The 23969-nt window shown below is 73.2% G+C and carries 13 protein-coding genes; 8 read left to right on the plus strand and 5 right to left on the minus strand.

Annotation, left to right across the window (positions count from 1 at the left end; genetic code table 11):
• Positions 1-68 precede the first annotated feature (68 nt).
• Together ACIPRD_RS16225 and ACIPRD_RS16230 are read right to left on the minus strand one after the other, a co-directional pair.
• Entirely contained in the window at positions 69-2477 is a 2409-nt protein-coding gene (locus ACIPRD_RS16225) for a beta-L-arabinofuranosidase domain-containing protein (protein ID WP_401563493.1), read from the minus strand.
• Positions 2478-2582: 105 nt separating this feature from the next.
• The gene (locus ACIPRD_RS16230; protein WP_401564178.1) at positions 2583-5180 is read right to left on the minus strand and encodes a PA14 domain-containing protein; all 2598 of its coding nucleotides are present in this window, start codon (positions 5178-5180) and stop codon (positions 2583-2585) included.
• A 205-nt stretch (positions 5181-5385) separates the two neighbouring features.
• Between ACIPRD_RS16230 and ACIPRD_RS16235 the strand changes: the two genes are divergently transcribed.
• The 5 genes from ACIPRD_RS16235 to ACIPRD_RS16255 all read left to right on the plus strand — a co-directional run bounded on the left by ACIPRD_RS16235 (position 5386) and on the right by ACIPRD_RS16255 (position 11267).
• A complete protein-coding gene (locus ACIPRD_RS16235; protein WP_401563495.1) occupies positions 5386-6423 on the plus strand; it encodes a LacI family DNA-binding transcriptional regulator in 1038 nt (345 codons plus the stop codon).
• Positions 6424-6582: 159 nt separating this feature from the next.
• The gene (locus ACIPRD_RS16240) at positions 6583-7665 is read left to right on the plus strand and encodes an ABC transporter substrate-binding protein (RefSeq protein ID WP_401563498.1); all 1083 of its coding nucleotides are present in this window, start codon (positions 6583-6585) and stop codon (positions 7663-7665) included.
• Between the two features lie 62 nt (positions 7666-7727).
• Positions 7728-9290, plus strand: coding sequence for a sugar ABC transporter ATP-binding protein (locus tag ACIPRD_RS16245; RefSeq protein ID WP_401563500.1), 1563 nt, complete (start codon positions 7728-7730; stop codon positions 9288-9290).
• A complete protein-coding gene (locus tag ACIPRD_RS16250; RefSeq protein WP_401563503.1) occupies positions 9283-10248 on the plus strand; it encodes an ABC transporter permease in 966 nt (321 codons plus the stop codon). The genes ACIPRD_RS16245 and ACIPRD_RS16250 overlap by 8 nt, the downstream gene beginning before the upstream one ends.
• A gap of 77 nt (positions 10249-10325) precedes the next feature.
• Positions 10326-11267 carry an ABC transporter permease gene (locus ACIPRD_RS16255; protein WP_356406046.1) on the plus strand — a complete coding sequence of 314 codons (942 nt, stop codon included), beginning with the start codon at positions 10326-10328 and terminating at the stop codon, positions 11265-11267.
• Between the two features lie 83 nt (positions 11268-11350).
• Here ACIPRD_RS16255 and ACIPRD_RS16260 read toward each other — a convergent pair whose 3' ends face one another.
• Together ACIPRD_RS16260 and ACIPRD_RS16265 are read right to left on the minus strand one after the other, a co-directional pair.
• Positions 11351-13195, minus strand: a complete 1845-nt coding sequence (locus tag ACIPRD_RS16260; RefSeq protein ID WP_401563506.1) for a glycoside hydrolase family 76 protein — start codon at positions 13193-13195, stop codon at positions 11351-11353.
• A 91-nt stretch (positions 13196-13286) separates the two neighbouring features.
• Positions 13287-14027: a DUF3293 domain-containing protein gene (locus tag ACIPRD_RS16265; RefSeq protein ID WP_401563509.1), complete on the minus strand. Its 741-nt coding sequence runs from the start codon at positions 14025-14027 to the stop codon at positions 13287-13289.
• 277 nt (positions 14028-14304) lie between these two features.
• Between ACIPRD_RS16265 and ACIPRD_RS16270 the strand changes: the two genes are divergently transcribed.
• A complete protein-coding gene (locus ACIPRD_RS16270; RefSeq protein WP_356405962.1) occupies positions 14305-14922 on the plus strand; it encodes a TOPRIM nucleotidyl transferase/hydrolase domain-containing protein in 618 nt (205 codons plus the stop codon).
• Positions 14923-14991: 69 nt separating this feature from the next.
• On the opposite strand, the gene ACIPRD_RS16275 is transcribed toward ACIPRD_RS16270, so the two are convergent.
• On the minus strand, positions 14992-15573 hold the full coding sequence (locus tag ACIPRD_RS16275; protein WP_356405960.1) for a helix-turn-helix domain-containing protein: 582 nt from the start codon (positions 15571-15573) through the stop codon (positions 14992-14994).
• A 434-nt stretch (positions 15574-16007) separates the two neighbouring features.
• Between ACIPRD_RS16275 and ACIPRD_RS16280 the strand changes: the two genes are divergently transcribed.
• A complete protein-coding gene (locus ACIPRD_RS16280; RefSeq protein ID WP_401563512.1) occupies positions 16008-17165 on the plus strand; it encodes an agmatine deiminase family protein in 1158 nt (385 codons plus the stop codon).
• A gap of 334 nt (positions 17166-17499) precedes the next feature.
• Positions 17500-23853, plus strand: coding sequence for an amino acid adenylation domain-containing protein (locus tag ACIPRD_RS16285; protein ID WP_401563515.1), 6354 nt, complete (start codon positions 17500-17502; stop codon positions 23851-23853).
• The last annotated feature ends 116 nt before the right edge of the window (positions 23854-23969 follow it).

Below are 23969 nucleotides of genomic sequence, written 5' to 3' on the forward strand. Positions count from 1 at the left end.
GGGCACCGCGAGGGGGCCTCGCCGGACGACGGCGGGACCCCCTTCGCGCAACGGCCGCCCGCGACCGCCTACAACAGCCGCCACAGGTGGTCGTCGGTGCCGTTGTCCGCGAACTGCACGACCTGCGCGCTGTTCGCGGTCGACATCCCGGACACGCCAAGGACCTTGCCGCTGTTCCTGTTCTGGAGCCGGAACCAGCCGTCCGCGTCCTCCAGCCGTCGCCACAGATGGTCGTCCGTGCCGTTGTCCTCGTACTGCACGACGATCGCGCTGTCGGCCGTCGACATCCCGTCGACGCCCAGCACCTTGCCGCTCTGGCCGTTGCGGACCAGGAACCAGCCGTCTCCCCGGTCGATCAGCTGCCAGGCGTGGTCGCCGGTCGGGGTGTTGTCGAACTGCACCACCCGCGCGCTGTTCGCCGTCGACATGCCGTCGACCGCCAGCACCTTCCCGCTGTGCTTGTTCTGCACGCGCCGGAAGGCCGGCTCCGGGTCCCAGACGCGCCCGTCGGCGGAGACGGTCGGGAAACTGCTGATGCGCAGCCGGGCGGCGCCCATCGGGACGAGCGTGACGTTCTCGACGGGGGAGTCCGAGCGCGCCGGGCTCTGCTGGAGCGGAGCGACCACGTGCTCGTCGTCCGCGACCCACCCGGGGATGCGACGTGCCTTCGCCGTCATGCGCACCGGTGTGCCGTCCTGCGTGAAGGGGTCGGCCGTGAGCGGCCCGGCCGTCTTCGCGAACTCCGGTGTACTGCCCAGCAGCAGCCCGTAGTTCCACGGGGTGGTGGCGTGCACCTCGTACTCGGGGAAGTCGTCGCTGCCGGCGTAACGGACGTAGTTCTCGCCGATCCGCAGCGCGTAGGTGAGCGGTCCGCGCTGGACGCTGACCGCGTCGCGGGCGCCGGTCCAGGTGCGTACCGCGGTCCGCTGGGGCAGGCGCAGGGTGACGACGTCGCCGTCCGCCCAGACCCGGTCGACGGTGACGAAGGCCGGGCCCGGCTTCGCCGCCACCGTAAGGCCGTTGACGGCGAGCGCGGGGGCGTCGCACCAGCCCGGGACGCGCAGCCGCAGCGGGAACCGGACGGACCGCGCGGGCGACACGGTGAGGCGGACGGTGTCGTCGAACGGGTAGTCGGTGTCCTCGGTGACCGTGACCCGTGTGCCGCCCGCGACGGTGGCCGTCACCTGGCAGGGGGCGTACAGCGCGGCGGCCAGACCCTGGTCGGGGGTGGCGAGCCACAGTTCCTCGCTGAAGTACGGCCAGCCCATGCCGTAGTTGTGCGGGCAGCAGCGGTACTGGTCGACGCCGGGCTGGAACGCCTGCATGGCGAAGCCGTTCTGGAACTGCCCCTGGGACTTGACGCTGTCGGCGAGGTCGACGCTGTTGGCGCTGGTGATGTAGTGCAGCGCCTTCCCCCGCGGATCGAGGGCGGCGGGCAGCAGGTTGAACGCCAGCTCCTCGCAGCGGTCCGCCCACACCGGGTCGCCGGTGACGCGGGTCAGCAACTCGTGGCTGGCCATGAACTCCACGATTCCGCACGTCTCGAAGCCCTGCCGGGGGTCGCCGAAGCCCGGCCGGTAGTTCTCGTCGCCGGCGAAGCCGCCGCCCGGGAATCTGCCGAACTCGCCCATGACCTGGTCGTAGTGGCGGTACGCGGCGGTGGTGAGGGAGGCCGAGCCCGAGCGCAGCGCGTACTGGGCGGGCTCGCGGAACCCCTGTGCGATGTTGACGTTGTGCGGGCTCGGGACCGTGTTCGTCCAGTCGGCGCCCCAGGAGTGCATCTTGTCGGCCAGGTCCAGCAGGAACGCGTCCCCGGTGCGGCCGTGCAGCCACAGCGCGATGTCCAGGCCGTCGCCCCAGCGGTAGGAGATCCAGCTGTGGTCGAACGCGCCCCTGCCCTGGGCGTTCATGAAGGTCAGGAAGCGGGTCAGGAAGGGTACGACCCGCTGGTCGCCGCTGTACTCCTCCCAGGTGCGCAGGGCCATCAGCAGCGGCAGGAACGGCCAGAAGTCGGGGCCGCCGTCCAGCGAGGTGCGCAGGGCCCGGGGGCCGAAGAAGCCGTCGCTCTGCTGGGTGGCGAGGACCGCGTCGATCCAGCGCCGGGCGTTCGCCAGCGCGCCCTGGTCACGGGTGGCGACGGCGAGCGGCACATAGCCGCGCAGCCAGTACGGCAGTTCCTCCCAGCCGGGGTTCTCGGGGTGCACCCAGCCGGTGGTGGTGAAGTCGAGGAAGTGCGAGCGCTGTTCGTAGCGTCCGAACAGTCCGTCCAGCTGGAGCCGGAGCTGCCCGGCGAGCCAGCCGCGCGGGGTGATGCTGCCCGGGCGCAGCCGGGTGAACGCCGTCGGGGCGAGGGCCGGGGCGGTCCGCGGGGAGGGGCGGCCCGCCGCGGCGGCGGCCGGGGCGAGCCGGCCGGCCAGTGCCGTGGCGCTGATCGCCAGGGCGCCGCCGGTCAGGAAGTGGCGTCTGTCGAGAGTCATCGGATGCTCCTGGGGGAGGGAGTCCGGCAGGGGGGAACGCGCGGCCCGCCCCGCCCCTCGGAGGGACGGGGCGGGCCGCGCGCGGGGAGGGAACCGGGGTGCTGTTCAGTCAGCCGCGCACACGAGCGTGCCGTCCTCGGCGCCCTTGATCAGGGCCCGGTGAGCGGCGCGCAGACGGTCGGCGTCGGGCTTGAGGACCCTGCGGTCGTAGGTCATCAGCCCGTTCAGCTCGCCCTCCACGTCGCTGATCTGCGTGTAGACGGCGCCGTTGCCGCCCTCGCAGGCGGCCAGCCGGCCGACCTCCGCCAGCCGGTCCAGGTAGACGTCGGTGTAGGTCTGCGGGGTGACGCCCACGTAGGTCATCTGGACGGGGAAGGCGTGGCCGGGCACGCCCAGGCCGAGGCCGCCGTACTCGCCGCTGACCAGGGCCCGTTTTCCGTCCGGCCCGGGCAGCTGCGGACTCGGGTAGCCGTGGGCGTCGGCGATGTCGCCGTTGCCTCCGTCGACCGCGCCGCAGCAGTTCAGGCCGCTCATGTTGTTCTCCAGGCGGGTCGGGTCGAGCGACTTGGCGTAGTCGGCGATCCTGGCCTGGTCGTACTGGCCCCAGCCCTCGTTGAAGGTGACCCACATGACCACCGAGGGGTGGCTGTCGTGCTGCAGGATCATCTCCTTCAGCTCGTGCTCGTACTCGGTACGGGCCGGCGCCGAGGGATTGACGGTGTTCATGGCCGGCATGTCCTGCCAGACCAGCAGACCGAGCCGGTCCGCCCAGTAGTACCAGCGGTCGGGCTCGACCTTGATGTGCTTGCGCACCGAGTTGTAGCCCAGCCGCTTGTGCACCTTCAGGTCGTAGGCGAGGGCCTCGTCGGTGGGGGCGGTGTACAGGCCGTCGGGCCAGAAGCCCTGGTCCAGGGTGGCCATCATGAAGACCGGCTTGCCGTTGAGTAGCGTGCGCTGCCTGCCGTCGACCGTCTTCACCTCGATCGAGCGCATCCCGAAGTAGCTGCCGACCCGGTCGGCGCCCGAGCCGTTGCCGACCGTCACCCTCAGCCTGTACAGGTGCGGGTCGTCGGGGGTCCAGGCGTGCGGGTGCGGCACCGGGACCTTCAGCGCCGCGCCGGAGGTGCCGCGGGCCCGGCCCACCTCGCGCCTGCCGTCGTAGGCGACCGCCGTGACCGGTACGCCGTCGCGCACCCCGCGCACCGTGACGGAGACCGAACGGCCCGCCAGGTCGGGCGTGGTCTTCACGTCCTCCGCGTGGTCACGGGCGACCGGCTCCATCCACACCGTCTGCCAGATGCCGGAGGTGGGCGTGTACCAGATGCCGCTCGGGTCCAGCCGCTGCTTGCCGATGGGCGGGTTCTCGCCGCCCGCGGCGTCCGTCGGGTCGTACACGCCGACGATCAGCTCCTGCTTCCCGGACTTCTTCAGCGCGTCGGTCACGTCGAGGCTGAAGCGGTCGTAACCGCCCTTGTGCTCGCCGACCTTGTGGCCGTTGACGTAGACCACGGCCTGCCAGTCGACGGCGTCGAAGTTCAGCTGGAGCCGCTGCTTGCCGTGCACGCGCCAGTCGGAGGGCACGGTGAAGGTGCGCCGGTACCACATGCGGTCCTCGTGCCGCTCGATCCCCGACAGCTGGGACTCGACCGGGTAGGGGACGAGGATCCGCTCGGCGAGGCTCTGGCCCGTGGGCGGCTGCTCGCCCGCCGCGGCTCCCGCGAACTGCCAGGTGCCGTTGAGGTTCTTCCAGTCCGTACGGGTCAACTGCGGCCGCGGGTACTCGGGGTGGGCGTTCTTCGCGCTGACCTGATCGGCCCACCTGGTGCGCAGCTGGTACGTCGAGTTGTTGGTGCCGGTGCTCCAGAAGTCGCTGACGGCGGTGCCGTCGGCGCCGGTGAGACCGCCCTTGCCGTCGTAGCGCAGGTCCGCGTAGCCGCCGTGGCCGCCGACGACCGGCTCGCTGAGCGGGACCACCAGCCGGTGCGGGTCGGAGGGGTCCAGGTGCGCGGTGCCGCGCGGCCACGCCGAGCCGCCGACATCGATGTCGAGGTGGCCGTCGAAGCCGGCCGGTACGGCGGCGAGCGGCTGGGCGAAGTCCAGCACGAGGGTCTTGCCGTCGGGCTGGATCGCCGAGGCCTGGGGCCCGTTGTAGGTGAAGCCGTCCGGCAGGGTGAACGCGGACTGCGGGACGGCCTGCTTGTCGCCGCCGGGCGGTGTCCAGCGGACATGCAGGTTGGAGCCGCCGTAGTGCTCGAAGTACTCGACCTTGAAGTCGTAGGCGCGGCCCGCCTCCAGGGTGACGGGCGCGGAGTTCTGCTCGCGGTCCCAGTCGTCCACCCAGTGGTCGATGACGATCCGGCCGTCGACCCACAGGCGGAAGCCGTTGTCACCGGTGATGGAGAAGGTGTGCGCGCCCGTGACCGTGGGCGTGAGCCTGCCGGTCCAGCGGACGCTCACGTCGTCCTGCCGGCCGGTGCGGGCCAGCAGCCGCGGTTCCAGGTCGGCGAAGTCGAGGGAGGGGTCGAAGGCGGTCGCCTTGAGATCGGCGAAGTCGAAGGCGCCCGGGGCGGACTGGGTGTAGTAGTCGCCCTTCAGGCCGTGTGCCACCGCCGGTGAGTCGTCGGCGGCGGCGCGGGCGGTGCCCGGCCCGGCCACGCCGGCGAGGACGAGCACCAGGGCGGTGAGGACGGTGAAAGCGGTCAGCGCGCCGGTGAGGCCGCGCCGGGCGCGCTGTCCGGGTCGGGGGAACGGTGGATGCACGGGAACCTCCGGAAACGGAGTTACGGGTGCGTGCTCTGCCCGTGCTCCACGTCATCTTGTATAACGTTAGAAACAAGGGCAGTTGGCATGACAACACGCCTCCTGCGCTCTGTCCAGGTGTCTGACACGAGGCGTGGGAGGACTACAGATGCGGGTGAGTCTGAAGGACGTCGCCGAACGTGCGGGAGTCTCGGTGAAGACCGTCTCCAATGTGGTCAACGACTATCCGCACGTCACACCGGGGATGCGGGCCCGTGTGCAGCTGGCCATCGACGAACTCGGCTACCGTCCCAACCTGACCGCCCGGCATCTGCGCAAGGGCCGCACCGGGATCATCGGCCTGGCCGTGCCCGAACTGGGCAACTCCTACTTCGCGGAACTGGCCGGCGCCGTCATCGACGCGGCCGCCCGGCACGAGTACACCGTCCTGCTCGACCACACCCAGGGCCTGCGGGAGCGGGAGATCCTGGTCTGCCAGGGATTCCGGGCCAGGGTCATGGACGGGCTCATCCTCAGCCCGCTGGAGCTGGAGACCGAGGACCTCGCCGCCCGCGGGGACGACATGCCGCTGGTGCTCCTGGGCGAGCGCCGCTACGACCTGCCGTACGACCACATCGTGATCGACAACATCGCCGCCGCGCGGGCCGCCGTACGCCATCTGCTCTCCCTCGGCCGGCGCCGCATCGCCTTCCTCGGCACCCGCCACGACCGCTCGCACCAGCCCGCCCACCTGCGGTTCATCGGCTGGCAGGCGGAGCTGGCGGCCTCCGGCCTGGTCGCCGACGAACACCTGGTGGCAGCGACCAGCGGCTGGGGGCACGAGGACGGGGCGCGGGCGATGGCCGCGCTGCTCGACTCCGGGCAGCGGCCGGACGGGGTGTTCGCGTACAACGACCTCATCGCGCTCGGGGCGATGCGGGTGATGTTCGAGCGGGGGCTCAGGGTCCCCGAGGACGTCGCCGTGGTCGGCTTCGACGACATCACCGAGTCCCGCTACGGGGCGGTCACGCTGACCACCGTGTCCCCGGACAAGGAGGCCATCGCCCGGCTGGCCGTGGAGTCCGTGGTCGGCCGGCTCAAGGGCGAGCAGAACCAGGAGACGCCCCGGCCCTCGCGTGAACTCCAGCCGGGATTCACACTCGTGGAACGCGAGAGCACCCTGGGCCGCCAGGTGCCCCTGCGCTGACCGGCGCAAACACGCTTCTGCGTACGGGAGTTGAGGCTGTCTGTCGTCCGGGCCGTATGTGCGCGAGGTGTTTACACGGCACTTCCAACGATGTAAAAAGCATCCTGATCTGGTCACCGCCGGACCGGCCTTCCGCAAGCCCGAAGTGGGGTAATCCGCATGAAGCCGCACTCCCGCAGCACCACCAGAAACCTCGTCGCCGTGGGCCTCGCCGCGAGTCTGGCGCTCGTCGCCGGCTGCACGAAGTCCGAGGACGGCGACGCCTCCGACAAGGCCAGCGCCGCGAGCGACGGCGGGGGCCAGCAGGTCGCCGCGGGCGGCGACGGCAAGACCTGCGCGATCGGCGACTACGGCGCCGACAAGCTGGACCTGAAGAACACCGTCGTCGGCTTCTCGCAGTCCGAGAAGGAAGCCAACCCCTTCCGGATCGCCGAGACCGCCTCCATCAAGGCCGAGGCGGCCAAGCGCGGCGTCAAGCTCCTCACCGCCAACGCCCAGTCGCAGTTCTCCAAGCAGATCAGCGACGTCCAGGACCTCATCGCGCGGGGCGCCAAACTGCTCGTCATCGCCCCGCTCAACTCCGACGGCTGGGAGCCGGTGCTGCAGAGCGCCGCCGCCAAGAAGATCCCCATCATCACCATCGACCGCCAGATCAACGCCACCGCCTGCAAGGACTACGTCAGCTTCATCGGCTCCGACTTCGTCAAGCAGGGCGAGCGCGCCGCCGACCAGCTGATCGAGGCCACCGGCGGCAAGGGCGAGATCGCCATCCTCCTCGGCGCGGCGGGCAACAACGTCACCACCGAGCGCACCAAGGGCTTCGAGGACCGCATCAAGGCCAAGGCGCCCGGTCTCAAGGTCGTCTTCAAGCAGACCGGTGAGTTCACCCGCGAGAAGGGCCAGTCGGTCACCGAGCAGCTCATCCAGTCCAAGCCCGGCATCAAGGCGGTCTACGCCGAGAACGACGAGATGGGCCTCGGCGCCGTCAACGCCCTGAAGGGCGCCGGCAAGAAGCCCGGCGACGTCAAGATCGTCACCATCGACGGCACCCGCAACGCCGTCCAGGGCATCGCCGACGGCTGGATCAGCGCGGTCATCGAGTCCAACCCGCGCTTCGGGCCGCTCGCCTTCACCACCCTCGACTCCTTCACCCAGGGCAAGCCGGTGGGCGAGGACATCGTGATCCAGGACAGCCAGTACACGACCGCCAACGCCAAGGCCGACCTGGGCAAGGCGTACTGAACCTCCGCCGACCGCACGGGGGGCCGGCCCCACGGCACGGCCCCCCAGCAGGCACGTCGCCCATGACTCCATGGAGAGCAGCCGTGACCGCACCCCCCGACGAAGTCCTCGCCGTCCGCGGCCTGACCAAACGCTTCCCCGGTGTACTGGCCCTGGACGGGGTGACGTTCGCCCTCCGCGCCGGCGAGACCCACGCACTCGTCGGGGAGAACGGCGCCGGGAAGTCCACCCTGATCAAGATCCTCACCGGGGTGTACCGCCCCGACGAGGGCGAACTGCGCCACCGGGGTGCGCGGACCGCCTTCGCCACCCCGCTCGCCGCCCAGGACGCCGGGATCTCCACGATCTACCAGGAGGTCAACCTCGTCCCCCTGATGAGCGTGGCCCGCAACCTCTTCCTCGGCCGCGAACCGCGCACCCGCCTCGGCCTGATCGACTTCACCCGCATGCACCGCGAGGCCGAACGGACGATGCGGGAGTACGGCGTCCACGTCGACGTGCGCCGCCCCTTGCGCGAACTCGGCGTAGGCGCCCAGCAGATGGTCGCGCTGGCCCGCGCCGTCTCCGTCGAGGCGAACGTGGTCGTCATGGACGAACCCACCTCCTCCCTCGAACCGCGCGAGGTGGAGACCCTGTTCGGCGTCATCCGGCGGCTGCGCGCCCAGGGCATCGCCGTCCTGTACGTGAGCCACCGCATGGACGAGCTGTACGCCATCTGCGACACGGTCACGGTGCTGCGCGACGGACGGCTGGTGCACACCGGCCCGCTCGCCGAGACGGGCCGGCTGAAGCTCGTCTCCCTCATGCTCGGCCGCGAGACGAGCGAGGTCAGCGCCGAGGGCGTGACCAAGTTCGCCGGCACCCACGACGCGTCCGGCGGACCGGTCCTGCGCGCGGAGCACCTGACGCGGCAGCGGGTGCTGCACGACGTGTCGCTGGACATCCGCCCCGGCGAGGTCGTGGGACTCGGCGGACTGCTCGGCTCGGGGCGCACCGAGACGGCGAAGGCCATCGCCGGCGCGCTCGCCCTCGGCTCCGGCCGGGTGACCGTCGCGGGCACGCCGGTGCGCACCGGCTCCACCCCCGCCGCGATCCGCGCCGGGATCAGCCTGCTGCCGGAGGACCGCAAGTCCGAGGGGATCGTGCCGGGCCTGTCGGTCCGGGAGAACATCGCCCTGGCCGCGCTGCCCCGCATGTCCCGCTTCGGCCTGGTCTCCGAGGCCCGCATCGACGCGGTCGTCGACACGTTCATGAAGCGGCTGCGCATCAAGGCCGCCGGTCCCCATCAGAAGGTCGGCGAACTCTCCGGCGGCAACCAGCAGAAGGTGCTCCTCGCCCGCTGGCTGGCCATGCACCCCAAGGTGCTCCTCCTCGACGAACCGACCCGCGGCATCGACGTCGGGGCCAAGGCCGAGGTGCAGAGACTCATCGACGAACTCGCCGAGGACGGCCTCGGCGTCCTGCTGATCTCCTCGGACGTGGAGGAACTCGTCGAAGGCTCCGACCGGGTGGTGGTGCTCCGGGACGGCGCGGTGGTCGGCGAGCTCACCGGCGACGACGTCACGGAGGACCGGCTGATGCAGACCATCGCGGCGGCCGCCGAGGAGGTGCTCCAGCATGACTGAACTCGCCCTGGGAAAGGGCATCATGGCCGACCGGCACGCCCTCGTGGCGTGGCTCCAGCGGTACGGCGTCTACCTGGGCCTCGCCGTCCTGCTGCTGTTCAACGTGCTGTTCACCGACCACTTCGTCTCGGGCGAGAACTTCCGCACCCAGGCCGTCCAGGTCTCCCCGGTCCTCGTCGTCGCCCTCGGCATGGCCCTCGCCATCGGCACGGAGGGCATCGACCTGTCCGTCGGCGCCGTGATGGCCCTGTCCACCTCCCTCGTCTCCCTCTACCTCGGCTACGGCCCCTGGCTCGCCCTGGTCGTCGCCATGGCCGGCGGCGCGGTCGCCGGCCTCGCGAACGGCTCGCTCGTCGCCTTCGTCGGCGTGCAGCCCATCGTCGCCACCCTCGCGCTGATGGTCGGCGGACGCGGCATCGCCCTGGTGCTGCTGCCCCAGCTCAAGGACGTCCGCGACCCCGCCATGGAGTCGCTCGGCTCCGGCGGCGTGGCCGGCGTGCCCTATCTGGCGATCGTCGCGGCCGTCCTCGCACTGATCACCGGATTCACCGTGCGCCGCACGACGTTCGGGCGCCAACTGCTCGCCATCGGCGACAGCCGGCCCGCCGCGCAGCTCGCCGGACTCCCGGTGCGCCGGGTCCTGGTCCTCGTGTACGTCTGCTCCGGCGTCCTCGCCGCGATCGCCGGGTTCCTCGCCACGGCCCGGCTCCAGGCCAGCGACCCCAGCTCGCTCGGCAACCTCATGGAACTGTCCGCCATCACCGCCGTCGTGGTCGGCGGCACCCCGCTGACCGGCGGCCGGGTGCGGATCGGCGGCACGGTGGCCGGAGCCGTTCTCATCCAGCTGCTGACGGCCACCCTCATCAAGCACGATCTGCCCTCCTCGTGGACGCAGATCGCCCAGGCCGTGGTGATCGTGCTCGCGGTGTACGCGGCACGGGAGAGGGGCAAGCGGTGACCGGTACGAAGGAGCACGTCACGACCGCCCCGCCGCCCGCGCCCGACGCGGCGGCCACCCTCCGGCGCGGGGACCGGCTGACCGCGCTCGCCCAGCAGCACGGCGCCCTGGTGGCGCTGGTCCTCCTCGCCGCCGTGGCCTCCCTGTCCTTCGGGTCGTTCGCCACGGCCGACAACCTCGGCAACATCGCGGTCTCCTCCGCGTTCCTCGCCACGATCGCGCTCGGCATGACCTTCGTCATCGTCTGCGGCGGCATCGACCTGTCGGTCGGCTCGGTCTTCGCCCTCGGCGGCGTCCTCGCCGCCTGGGGCTCGCAGTACGGCACCGCGGTCGCGCTGCTGCTGCCCCTCGCCGTCTGCGGGGCCATCGGCCTGGTCAACGGCCTGCTCGTGGCCCGCACCGGACTGGCCCCCTTCATCGTCACCCTCGCCTCGATGCTCGCCGCCCGCGGCCTCATGCTCGCTCTGACCGACGAGGGCGCGGACACCTACCTCGTCGCCAAGGGCTCCTTCTTCGCGACCCTCGGCCAGGGCAAGCTCCTCGGTATCGGAACTCCCGTGTGGATCACGGCCGTTCTCTTCGCGGCCGGTGCCGTCCTGCTGCGCCGCACCCGCTTCGGGCAGAGCGTGTACGCCGTCGGCGGCAACGAACAGGCCGCCGGCCTGATGGGCGTCCCCGTGGCCCGTACGAAGATCGGCGTCTACACCCTCTCCGGCCTCCTCGCGGGCCTCGCCGGGGCCCTGAACGCCGCCTATCTCGCGTCCGGCGTCACGATCCTCGGCTACGGCATGGAACTCGACGCCATCGCCGCCGTCGTCATCGGCGGCACCCTCCTCACCGGCGGCCTCGGCTATGTCAGCGGCTCCCTCGTCGGCGTCCTGCTGCTGAAGGTCATCCAGAACGTCATCAACCAGATCGGCTCCCTCGACTCCGCCTACCAGCAGGTCGTCAGCGGCGCGTTCCTCGTGCTCGTCGTCGTGACCCAGACCTGGCTGGGGCGCAGACGCAGGGCGGGGTGAGGCGGGATGGGCGGGGCCGCCGGGGCGGGCGCCGGGGTACGAAGGCGGCGCGGGCGCCGGGGCGGCCAGGGCGGGGCGGGCGCTTACCCCGCCGCGGTCAGGGCCTCCAGCGCGCTCGCCTGGGTGCGCCAGTCGGTCACGTTCGGCGAACCGCCGGCCCACCGCTCGCCGAGCCGGTTCAGGGAGTCGCGGTCACCGCTCCAGATCACGTCGGCCTGCCGGGTGAGGTAGGCGCGGTAGACCGACGAGCCCGTGGCGTCCGCGAGATCGGCGAGGTGACGTACGAAGACACCCTTGAACTGCTTCTGGTTGTCGTCGCACGAGCCGCCGCCGGTGTCGCAGGACTCCGTCAGCACTCCGTCGCGCGTCAGCTGGGGCGACGACAGCGCCGCGTCGGCCAGGCGCCTGGCGGTGTCGAGATACCTGCTCCCACCGGTCGAGCGCCACAACTCGGTGAACGCGCCGATCGCCAGCCCCTGGTTGTAACTCCACACCGTCTGGCCGTTGTTGGCGCACGATCCGGTCAGGCCGTCGTTGACCAGCCCGGTGGAGCCGATCAGCCCGCTGTTCAGGTACCAGTTCGCGGCCGTCACGGCTCGGCCGCCCCACAGGGTGTCACCCGCGACCCGCCGGTGCAGCGCGGTCGTCAGCCACAGGTACAGCCCGTTGGTCACCGCGTTCTTGTACGTGCGCTCCCGGTCCCACCACACGCCTCCGCCGCACGTACCGGTGTCCCAGTACTGCTGGATGTAGTCCGTGATGGTGACCGCCTCGTCCAGGTAGCGCTGTTCGTGCGTGGAGTCGTACGCCGCCACCCACGCGACCGCCCACCATCCCGCGTCGTCGATCGCCCGGCTGACGAAGTGCCCCTCCACCGGGTCCGAACTGCGGCCGCCCGCCGGGAAGACGCCGTCGTTCTGCTCGAAGGTGCGCGCGACGGCCCAGTCGTAGTCGTGCCGCCCGCTGCTCCGCCCGAAGTCGATCAGCGCGGTCAGCGCCACCGCCGAGTTCCACCAACTGCTGCGCCACCAGCCCTCGTTCACCTGGTACGACGCCATCAGCGCGTCCGCCGCCGCCCGCGCCCGGGTCGGTGCGGGCCGAGCCCACGCCGTGCAACTGCCCTGCTGGTGCGCGGCCTCACGGCCGCAGGCGCGCACCGCGCCGCCGTACAGCAGACCTCTCGGATCCCGGGTGGCGAACATGGCCGTGCGCGCCGACACCGCGCCGGACGCCAGGGAGGTCCGCCCCAGCGAGGAGCCTTCGGGCCAGTCCGCGCCCTCGTCCCAGGACCGGTCGAGCCAGATCTCGTCGCCCGCGCCGCCGTTCTCGACGACGCCCCACGCCATGCCGTCGCGCTGGTCCATGTGCAGGCTGATCGTCCGCCCGTACAGCGTCGTCGCGGGTACCGGACGGTCGTCCCCGGCCGCGGTGCCCGGGTCGGCGCCGTCGCAGGAGGGACCGTCGCACACCTGGGGGCGGAACCAGTCGGTGCAGGTGACCGCGGCGGCGTCCCCGCAGGCCCGGATCCAGCCGCGCCGGTGGCCCACCGGATCCGTGACGTTGTACATCAGCGTGCGCGTCCCGGTCCACGTGCCGGGAACGCTCGCCTTGCCCAGCAGCCCGTCCCAGGTCGCGCCCCGGTCCCAGGAGCGGTCCAGCCACACCGCGTCGCCCCGGGTGCCGTTGTCGACGCTCGCCCAGGCCATGTCGTCCGGCTCGGACACGTGCAGTCTGAGGACGCGGCCGTTGACGGTCCGGTCGGGCACGGGGAAGGTCTCCTGCCGTGCCTTCGAGGGGTCGAGGGTGTCGCAGGCCAGCGCGCACACGGCCGTCGCCGCGCGCGCGGGCACGGGCAGCGCCAGCGCGCCGGCCAGGGCGAGGGCGACGGCGAGAAGGGTGCCGAGGATGCGGTGCGTCCGAACTGACATGGCGTATCCGTCCCGGGGTCGGTACACGTTTCCCACGTTGAAAAGTTCAGTCATGTGCACGACAGCACCGGGGTGGGGGTTTGTCCAGGCCTCACGCAGGCCATGGTCCGGACCTGGCCGGACCGGCCCGGAGGGGGCGGGGGGAGAGGGTGGTGCCGGTGCCGGTGCCGGTGCCGGTGCCGGTGCCGGTGCCCGTGGCGGAGTCGGAGGCGGAGCCCGGGGTCGTGCCCAAGACCGCGCCCGCGCTCGCGCTTGAGACCGTGCCCGCGCCTGAGACCGTGCCCGTGCCTGGGAAGGGGCCCGTGCCCGGGAAGTGGCCCGTGTCCCGGGCCGGTCCGGGAGCGGAACGGATGGTCACCGCCCACCCGTTCACGTCCGAGGCGTCGCCGGCGCAGGCCAGGACCCGCCAGTCGGTCCGCGTCCACGCGAACACCGCGTCCTGGCCGAAGCGGCGCCCCAGCGCGCGGGCCTCGGCGTCGCTCAGGCCGGCCACGGCGACGCTCTCCTCGCGGTGGGTGCCGAGGCGGTCGCCCCCCACCGCGTGCCACCGGGGGAGTCCTCGCCGGCGGACCTCGTCGAGCAGCAGGCGCTGAGCACGGGAGTTGGCCTCGTCCGCGGCGGTGAGCCCCAGCGGATTCCAGGCGGTGATCACATGGATGGCGCTCCCGCCAGCCGCTTCCGGGAAGGCGCCCAGCACCGTGCCCCGGGCGCGTGGTTCCACCCGTACGTCCATGCCGGGGAAGCCGATGTCGACGACCGCCTGCCGGTAGAGGTCCCAGTTGGGCGGCGTGGGGGACGTACGGCGGTCGCGGGGTGCGTCGTGGACGTGCACAGGGGCCTCCAGAGAGCGAAGGACCCCCTTACACGCCGTGCAGGGAGATCGAGGTGTGCCCCCGTGCGATCAGGGGGCTGGTCCCGGCCGACGGAGCCGGCCGGGACGAACGATCGCATGATCGGACCGCCGCGGCAAGCGGCAAGCGGCACCAGGGACCAATGCGGGCTGCGGTCCGGGGTGTCGGCGCCCCGCTCGGCTGCCCGGTCGCCCCGCCGTCCGGTCGTCCGGCGGAAAATCCCTGTCGTGCCGGACGGAGAACGCCCAGACTCGTGGCATGGCTGACATGGGGGCGTTCCGGGACGCGGTCACGGCGTGGGTGGCGGGCGGGCCCGGCGATCCCGCGCGCGAGCTGGCCGCGAGGCTGCCCGTCCGGACGGTCGTGCTGCTCGAAGGGCCGAGCGACGCGGCGGCGGTCACCGCGCTGGCCGCGCGCCGCGGCCGGGACCTGGCGGCCGAGGGCATCTGCGTCCTGCCGATGGGCGGAGCGATGAACATCGGGCACTTCACCCGTCTCCTCGGCCCACCCGGCCTGGATCTCCGGCTCACCGGACTGTGCGACGAGGCGGAGTACCGCTTCTACGTCCGCGGCCTGGAGCGGGCCGGTGCGCCGCAGCAGGGGTTCCACGTGTGCGCGGCGGACCTGGAGGACGAGCTGATCCGTGCGCTGGGCGTCGCGCGGGTGCGGGACCTCGTACGGGCGGAGGGCGATCTGCGTGCCCTGACGACCTTCCTCGGACAGCCCGCGCAGCGGGACCGCACCCCGCGGCAGCAGTTGCGGCGCTTCCTCGGCACGAAGAAGGGCCGCAAGATCCACTACGGGCGCGTCCTCGCCGAGGCCCTCGACCCCGACCATGTGCCCGCTCCGCTCGACGGCCTGTTCGCGGGCCTGTGAGCGCCGGGCGCCGCCACGCCGTTCCCACCGGGGCGAACCGGCCTCCCGCAGGGGAAGCGGGCGTCCGCGCTACGGCTGTCCCAGGCCGGTCAGCTCGGTCTCGACGGCGTCCCGCACCAGCGAGCGGGCGTGCTCGACCTGGATGCCGCCGCTGAGCCAGCGCATGCTCACGCCCTCCACGAGCGCGGTGAGCCGCTCGGCGGCGGAGGCGAGAGCGGGCGCCGGCGCCATCGGCCGCACCTGACCCAGGGCGGCGGCGACCTCCTGCACCCATACCAGCGTCGCCCTGGCGAGATCCTCGCGCAGCACGGGGTCGAACACCGCGCTCGCGCGCAGCTCACCCCAGGCGGTGCTGTTCTCCCGCACCTCCGGGGTGTCCTGGAGCTCCAGCAGGAGCATCTGCTCGAGTTCCTCCCGGGGGCCGAGGGGCTCCGCGTCGGGGTCGCGGGCGGTGGTGTACCGCTCCGCCCGGTCGCTGATGAACTCCAGGGTGCGGCGCAGAACCCCGGTGCGGTCCTTGAAGTGGTAGTAGATCAGGCCCGTGGAGACGCCCGCCTCGGCCGCGAGTTCCTCCACGCGCAGCCCGCGGACTCCGCGCCGGGCGATCACCCGGGCCGCCGCTTCGAGGATCTGAGTAGTGCGAGACGCCATGACCATGAACTTTATCCGGCCCGCCCCGGTACGACTCCCGGGTATTCCTGACTGAATTTTCAGGCACGCTTCACCCCTGTGTGTCTAACCGTTGCCCGTCCGGCCCGCGTGTCACGAGTGGACCGTCGGGGCAGTGGCGAAATCAGTGTTTCCGCAGTCCAGAGGGTTTTTAAGTGACCGTTCTGGCGCAACGTCGGACGGAGGTCCAGGCTCATGCCCGGCGGTCGGAGACGGCGGTGGGACCGCCGCGGCGCGAGTGCGGGGAGGCGGCAATGACCCCTCAATGGGCCGTTTGACTGAAAATCCAGTCAGTGCGACAGTGTGCACGGCCGCCGCCGGCACCCCGCCGGGGCGGTCGAGGCCGTGCGACGCGCCTCCGCGCGCCCCTTTCCGCCAGGCCGGATAGCGTGTTCGTCCCCAGAACGGAGCACATCGTGTCCCCCCTTCCCCCCTCTCGCCGCACCGTCCTCCAGGCCATCGCCGGGATCGGTGCCGCGGCCTTCGGTGCGACGGCGTGCGGACCCGACGGCGTGGCGCAGGCCGGAGCGAGCCGTTCCGGTCAGGACACCGCGACCGCCGGAGGGCGCCGCTTCGGCGCCGAGTGGGAGAGCCACGCGCGCACCTTCATGTCGTGGCCGGCGCTGGACGCGGTGTGGGGCGAGGACCTGCCCTACGTCCGCCAGGACATCGCCCGCGTCGCCCGGGCCGTCGCGGACTACGAGTACGTCGTCATGATGGCCAGGCCCGACCAGCAGAAGGCCGCGCAGCGGGCGTGCGGCTCACAGGTCGAGGTGGTCCCGCTCATGGTCGACGACCTGTGGGCCCGCGACATCGTCCCGGTGTTCGTCGAGGACGACGGCCGGGTCACCGGAGTCGACTTCAACTTCAACGGCTGGGGCGGCAAGCAGCAGCACGCGAACGACGCGCGCGTGGCGGCCGAGCTGCTGAAGAGGTACCACGTCCCCGGGACGCGGGCCCCGCTGGTCGCCGAGGGAGGATCCTTCGAGACCGACGGGCAGGGCACGCTCCTGGTGACCGAGAGCTCGGTCGTCAACGACAACCGCAACCCCGGCAAGAACCGTGAGCGGATCGAGGCGGAGCTGCGGCGGACCCTCGGCGTCGAGAAGGTCGTGTGGCTGAAGGGGGTGCGCGGCGAGGACATCACCGACGCGCACGTCGACAGTCTCGTACGGTTCGCCGCTCCCGGTGTGGTCCTGCTGGACACGGCGTTCCCCGGGACGCCCGCGGACTCCTGGTCGCGCGCGTCCGACCAGGCGCGCGCCGTGCTGAGCGAGGAGACCGACGCCCGGGGCCGGGGGTTCGAGATCATCGACCTCCCGCAGCCCGACCTCGACAGGATCACGGGCGAGGGCGACGACTTCGTGTCGAGCTACGCGAACTTCTACGTCGCCAACGACTCGGTCTTCCTGCCCCGCTTCGGCGACAGGAAGGCCGACGACCGGGCACGCGGCATCCTGCGGGAGCACTTCCCGCAGCGCGACATCGTGCAGGTCAAGATCGACACGATCGCCTCCGGCGGCGGTGGCATCCACTGCTCCACCCACGACCAGCCGGGGAAGCCGGTCGACTGAGCCGCGCGGCTCCGCCGGGATCCGTCAGAGACCCGGTGACAGCAGGGTCAGCCGCAGCAGTGCGGCGACCGCCGGTACCGCGGGCACGGCGTAGGTGCCTCTTTCACGTCGCCCGCTCTCCCGCCGAAGCCCCGGCCGCAGCGCCGGAGTCCGGGTCCGCGCAGCACAGAGGCGGAAGGCCGCTCCCGCCCCGTGAAGGAGGTTCCGGCGCGGGGGTCTGCGTGTGGTGCTGCGTCTTCTTCCCTATGGGGGCCGTTCCCGCGGCGGCAGTCTGCTGGAAAACACGGCTTGGAGGCTCACAGTGACAGCAGGCCCGGCCCCCGACAGGGCACCGATGGACGGCGACACCCTCACGGCATCCTTCGCGCAGCGCCGGCTGTGGTTCCTGGACCAGCTGTCCGGCGGGTCCTCCGGGTCGATGCTGCCCCTGGTCCTGCGGCTGCGCGGGGACCTCGACGCGGACCGGCTGGAGCGGTCCCTGGCCGGGATCGTGGAGCGGCACGAGGTGCTGCGCACCCGGTTCACCGCCGTGGACGGCGAGCCCGTGCCGCAGGTCGACGCCCCCGTCGGCATCGCCCTGGAGCGGACCGAGGCGGACGGCCCGGACGACCTGTTCGCCCGGTACCTGGGCCGTCCCGTGGACCTGTCCGCCGAGCACCCGGTCCGGGCCGTGCTCGCCCGCGTCGCCCCGGACGAGCACCTGCTGCTGGTGGAGGTCCACCACATCGCGGTGGACGGCTGGTCGTGGGGCGTGCTGCTGGACGAACTCGCCGCCGGATACCGCGGCGAGACCGTCGCCCCGCCCGCCACCCGCTACACCGACCTCGCCCGCGCCCAGGCCGAGCGCCTGTCCGGCGCGCGGCTGGAACGGCTGCTCGGCCACTGGCGCGAGCGCCTGGCCGGGCTGGAGCCGCTCGACCTGCCGACCGACCGGCCGCGCCCCGCCGTCTGGGACGGCTCCGGCGGTGTCGTCCGCTTCGACCTGCCCGCCGACCTCGTCGCCGCCGTGGACGACCTGGCCCGCTCCCGCCGCGCCACCCGCTACATGGTGCTCCTCACCGCCTACCAGGCGCTCCTCGGCCACTGGTCGGGCCGTACGGACGTCGCGGTGTGCAGCACCCTCGCCGACCGCGCCCAGCGCGGCGCCCCCGCCCTCATCGGCCCCCTCGTCAACACGGTCGTCCTGCGCTCGGACCTGTCCGGCCGGCCCGGCTTCGGCGCCCTGCTCGACCGGGTGCGGGGCCGCGTCCTGACCGACCTCTCGCACGCCGAGGCGCCCTTCGACCACGTCGTCGGCGCCGTCGGAGGCCGGCGGGACCTGTCCAGGCACCCGCTGGCGCAGGCCTCGTTCACCCTGCTCAACAGCCCGATCCGGCCGGTGCGGATGCCCGGCGTCGACGTCGCGCTGGTCGAACCCCCGCTCACCGGGACCCCGCTGGACGTCTTCCTCGACCTGACCCTGCGCGCCGACGGCAGCGTCGCCGCGATCCTCCAGTACGCGACCGCCCTCTACGACGCCGCCACCATGCGCGCCTTCGCCCACGCCTACGTGACGCTGCTGCGGGCCGTCCTCGCCGACACCGAGACGCCCGTGCGCGACCTGGCCCGCACCCTCACCGCGGGACCGGGCGCGCCCGCCGCCCCGCGCGCCGAATGGCACCACGCCCCCGACCGCCCCGCCGCCGAGCCGGCCCCGCTCGCCTTCCGCGGCGACCCGGGCGCCACCGCCCTCGTCTGCGGCGACGCCACGGTCACCTATGCCGCACTGGACGCCATGACCGGCGGGCTCGCCGCCGCGCTCCGCACCGCCGGAGCCGGTCCCGGCAGCCCGGTGGGCGTGCTGCTGCGCCGCGGCCTGTGGTCGGCGGCCGCGATCGAGGGCGTGTGGCGCGCAGGCGGGGCCTACGTCCCGCTCGACCCCGAACTCCCCGCTGAACGGCTGCGGTTCATGGCGGAGGAGGCGCGGCTCGCCTGCGTCGTGGCCGACCCGGCGACCGCGGAGACGGCCCGGACCCTGGCCCCCGCCGTCGTCGACGTCACGCGGGTCACCACGGCCGCGGACGGGCCCCGGCACCGCCCGGACCCGCGCGAGCTGGCCCACGTCATCTTCACCTCCGGCTCCACCGGCCGGCCCAAGGCGGTCGGCGTCGAACACGCCTCCCTCGCCTCGCACGTGGCCGCCGTCCGGGAGCGCCTCGGCATCACCGCCGACGACCGGGTGCTGGCCTTCGCCTCGTTCGCCTTCGACGCCTCGCTCGACCAACTGCTGCCCGCCCTCGGCTGCGGCGCCACCGTGGTCATGCGCCCCGACGAGCCGTGGCTGCCCACCCAGGTTCCCGAGATCGTCCGGCGGCACGCCCTGACCGTCGTCAACGTGCCCCCGACCTACTGGGCGGAACTGACCCTCTCCCTGGACCGGCGCCTGGCCGCGGCCCTCGCCCCCCTGCGCCTCCTCGTCCTCGGCGGCGAGGCGGTCCCCGCCGACGTCCTCGCCACCTGGCGCGCCGCCGTCCCGTGGGCGCGGGTGTGCAACGCCTACGGACCCACCGAGACCACCGTCACCGCCACCACCCACGACGCCTCCGAGGCGCCCGACGGCAGCGTGCCCATCGGCCGCCCCCTCGGCGACCGCCGGGTGTACGTGGTCGACGCCGACGACACCCCGGTTCCGGTGGGCGTCGGCGGTGAACTCCTCATCGGCGGGACCGAGGTGGCCCGCGGCTATCTGCGCCGTCCCGCCCTGACGGCCGAGCGCTTCGTGCCCGACCCGTACGGTCCGCCCGGCAGCCGTCTGTACCGCACCGGCGACATCGTGCGCTGGCGGCCGGCCGGTGACCTGGAGTTCCTCGGCCGGCGCGACGACCAGGTCAAGATCCGCGGCTTCCGCATCGAACTGGGCGAGGTGGAAGCCGTGTTGCGGGCCTGCCCGCTGGTCGCCGCGGCCGCCGCCCGCCCCGACCGCGCCACCGGACAGAGCCTGATCGGCTACGTCGTACCGGCCGCCCCCGCCGCCCCCGCCGACACGACCGCGGTCATGTCCGCGGAGACCTCCCCCGACGCGACCGGCCCCCGGCCCACCGCCGCGACCGACGCGACCGTCGCCCCGGCCGCCGTGGACCGCGCCGAACTCCGCGCCTGGTGCGCGCGTTTCCTGCCGCGGTACGCGGTGCCCTCCGAGTTCGTGGTCCTGGACGCCCTGCCCGTGGCGGTGTCCGGCAAGCTCGACCCGACCGCCCTGCCCGACCCCGCGCACGACCGCTCCGCCGCCGAAGGCGCCTACGTGGCCCCCCGCGACGAGACCGAACGGATCGTCGCCGAGGTGTGGGCCGACGTCCTCGGCGTCGAGCGCGTCGGCATCGACGACAGCTTCTTCGACCTGGGCGGCCACTCCCTGCTCGCCACCATGGCCGTCTCCCGCATCGCCCAGCGGCTCGGCCGCGAGATCGAACTGCGCACCGTCTTCGAGCACCCCACCGTCCGCGGCTTCGCCCCGCGCGTCGACGCCGCCCGCGCGTCCGGCGCCACCGAGGTGACCCCGGTGGACCGGAGCCGCCCGCTGCCGCTGTCCTTCGCCCAGGAACGCCTGTGGTTCCTGGACCGCACCTCGGACCGCGGCGACTCCTACCTCCTCTGGTACTCCTGGCGGGTGAGCGGCGGCCTGGACCGCACCGCCTGGCAGCACGCCCTGAACGACCTCGCCGAGCGGCACGAGGTGCTGCGCACGGCCCTCACCGAGTCCGACGGCCGCCCCGCGCAGCAGGTCCGCGCCCCCGCGCCGGTGCCCCTGCACTGGGAGGCGGCCCCCGGCGCGCCGGACGAGCCCGCCCGTCTGGAGGCCGTACGGCGGGCCGCCGTCACCCTGGCCACGCGCCGCTTCGACCTCGCCCGGCCCCCGCTGCTGCGCTCCGGCGTCTGGGAACTCGCCGGTGACGACCACGTGGTGGTCCTCGCCCTGCACCACGCCGTCACCGACGGCTGGTCCAAGGGCGTCCTCCTCGACGAACTCGCCCGCCACTACTGGGCCCGGCTGTCGGGGGAGCGGGCCCAGCTGCCACCGCTGCCCGTGCAGTACGGCGACTTCGCCGTCTGGCAGCGCGACCGCGCCGACAGCGGCGCGATGGAACCCCAACTCACCTACTGGCAGGACACCCTGGCCGGTACGCCCGCCCTGGAACTGCCCACCGACCGGCCGCGGCCCGCCGTGTTCAGCGGGCGGGGCGGCGCCGTCGAGGTGGACCTGCCCGCGGACCTCGCCGACCGCGTCGACGCCTACGCCCGCGCCCGCGGCGCGACCCGCTTCATGGTGCTGCTGGCCGCCGCCCAGGCCGTCCTCGCCCGCTGGTCCGGACAGACCGACGTCTGTGTCGGCACCCCCGTCGCCGGCCGCGACCGGCTCGAACTGGAGCCCCTGGTGGGCTTCTTCGTCAACACCGTCGTGGTGCGCACCGACCTCTCGGGGCGGCCCGGCTTCGACACCCTCGTCGACCGGGTGCGGGACGTGGTCCTCGGCGCGTTCGGCCACCAGGAGGTGCCGTTCGAGAAGGTGGTGGAGCGGCTGCGCCCCGAACGCGACCTCTCCCGCAACCCGTTGTTCCAGGTCATGGTGGACGTCCAGGACTCGTCCACGGACGGCTCGGGACTGCCCGGCCTGGACGCCGCCGGATTCACGCTGCCGTGGGGATCGGCGAAGTTCGACCTGACCGCCACCTTCCTGGTGCGGCCCGGCCGCTTCGCGCTCAACGTCGAGTACGCCGCCGACCTCTTCCGGCCCGGTACCGCCGCCCGGTTCGCCCGGCACGTCGGCCGGGTCCTCGAAGCCGCCCTCGCCGCACCCGGCACCCGCGTCGACGAGCTGCCCCTGCTCTCCGCCCGCGAACGCGAGCACCTGGTCGCCGCCGCCGGACAGGACGCCGCGCCCGCCCCGGCCTTCCGGGTCATGGGCGCCTCGGACGCCCCGGCCGTCGTGTGCGAGGGGGACACCGTCGACTACGCCGGACTGGACGCGCTGACGGGAGGCCTGGCCGCCGCACTGGCCGAGGCCGGCGTCGTCCCGGGCGACGCGGTGGGCGTGTGCGTCGGCCGGGGCGTCGGGGCGGTCGCCGCCATGCTCGCCGTGTGGCGGGCGGGAGGCGTGTACGTGCCGCTCGACACCCGGCTCCCCGCCGAACGGCTGCGGTACATGCTGCGGGAGGCCGGAGCCGGACACGTCGTCACCGACGCCGGCACCCACGAGAAGATCACGGGCCTCGGCGCCGTGGCGGTCGGCCTGGACCAGGTGCGGCCCGCCCCCGACGGCCCCCGCCACACGCCCGCGCGCGGCGACCTCGCCTACGTCATCTTCACCTCGGGCTCCACCGGCCGGCCCAAGGCCGTGGGCGTCGAGCACCACGCCCTGGACGCCCATGTGGCCGCCGCCCGCGAGCAGTTCGCGCTGACCTCCGCCGACCGCGTGCTCACCTTCGCCTCCACCTCGTTCGACGCCTCGCTGGAGCAGATCCTGCCCGCGCTGAGCACCGGCGCCACGGTGATCGTCCGCCCGGACGAGATCTGGTCCCCCGAGGAACTCGCCGAACGGGTGGCCGCCGAGCGGGTGACCGTCATGGAACTCACCCCGTCCTACTGGGCCGAGGTCGTGGCCGGCCTGGACACCCTGGCGCCCCGGCTCGCCTCGCTGCGGCTCCTGGTGACCGGGGGAGAGGCGCTGCCCGCCGACCCGCTGGAGCGCTGGTTCGCCCGGCTGCCCGGCGTCCCCGTGGTCAACACCTACGGCCCCACCGAGGCCGTCGTCTCGGCCACCGCCCACCGCGTCGAGGGGGCGCCGGACGGCCGGGTGCCCATCGGACGCGCCCTGGGCGGCCGGCGGGCCCACGTGGTGGACCCGCTCGGCGAGCCGGTTCCCGACGGGGTGCCTGGTGAACTCTTCATCGGCGGGGCCGAGTTGGCGCGCGGCTACCTGGGGCGGCCCGCCCTGACGGCCGAGCGGTTCGTGCCCGACCCGTTCGGCGCGCCCGGCGCCCGGCTCTACCGGACCGGCGACGTCGTACGACGCCTTCCCTCCGGGGAGCTGGAGTTCCTCGGCCGCAACGACGACCAGGTCAAGATCCGCGGGTTCCGGGTCGAGCCGGGCGAGGCCGAGGCGGTGCTGCGCGGCCACCCCGGTGTCCGGGCCGCGGCCGTCGTGGTCCGCCCCCTGCGCGGCGAACCGGCCCTGGTCGCCTACGCCGCGGGCGGGGGACTGGCCGAGGAGTCCCTGGAGACGCACTGCCGGGACCGCCTGCCGTACTACCTCGTCCCCTCGGCGTTCGTCCTCCTCGACGCGCTGCCGCTGACCGTGCAGGGCAAGCTGGACACCGCCGCCCTGCCCGACCCCGCCGTACCCGAACCGCACGTCTTCGTCGCCCCGCGCACCCCCGCCGAGACCGTCGTCGCACAGATCTGGTGCGAGGTGCTCGACCTGCCCCGCGTCGGCGTCCACGACGACTTCTTCGCCCTCGGCGGGCACTCCCTGCGCGCGGTGTCCGTCGTCTCCCGCCTGCGGACCGCCTTCGACTGCCCGCTCCAGGTCCGCGACCTCTTCGAACACCCCACCGTGGAGCGGCTCGCCGCCGAGGTGGAGCGCCGGCTGCTGGAGCTGATCTCGCAGATGAGCGACGACGAGATCGACCTCTCCCTGACGGCCGACCTCTGACCCTGCCGCCCCGGCGGTACAGCCCCCTTGGGGTGTCTCCCGGCGGACGCCGCGAGCGTCACGGCGGCCGGCCCCGGTGCGGGGAGCGACTTCCGCCCCGCGGCGGCCGGCCCCCC

This window comes from Streptomyces sp. NPDC090108 (genome assembly GCF_044747185.1).
In the GTDB taxonomy this organism is placed as follows: domain Bacteria; phylum Actinomycetota; class Actinomycetes; order Streptomycetales; family Streptomycetaceae; genus Streptomyces.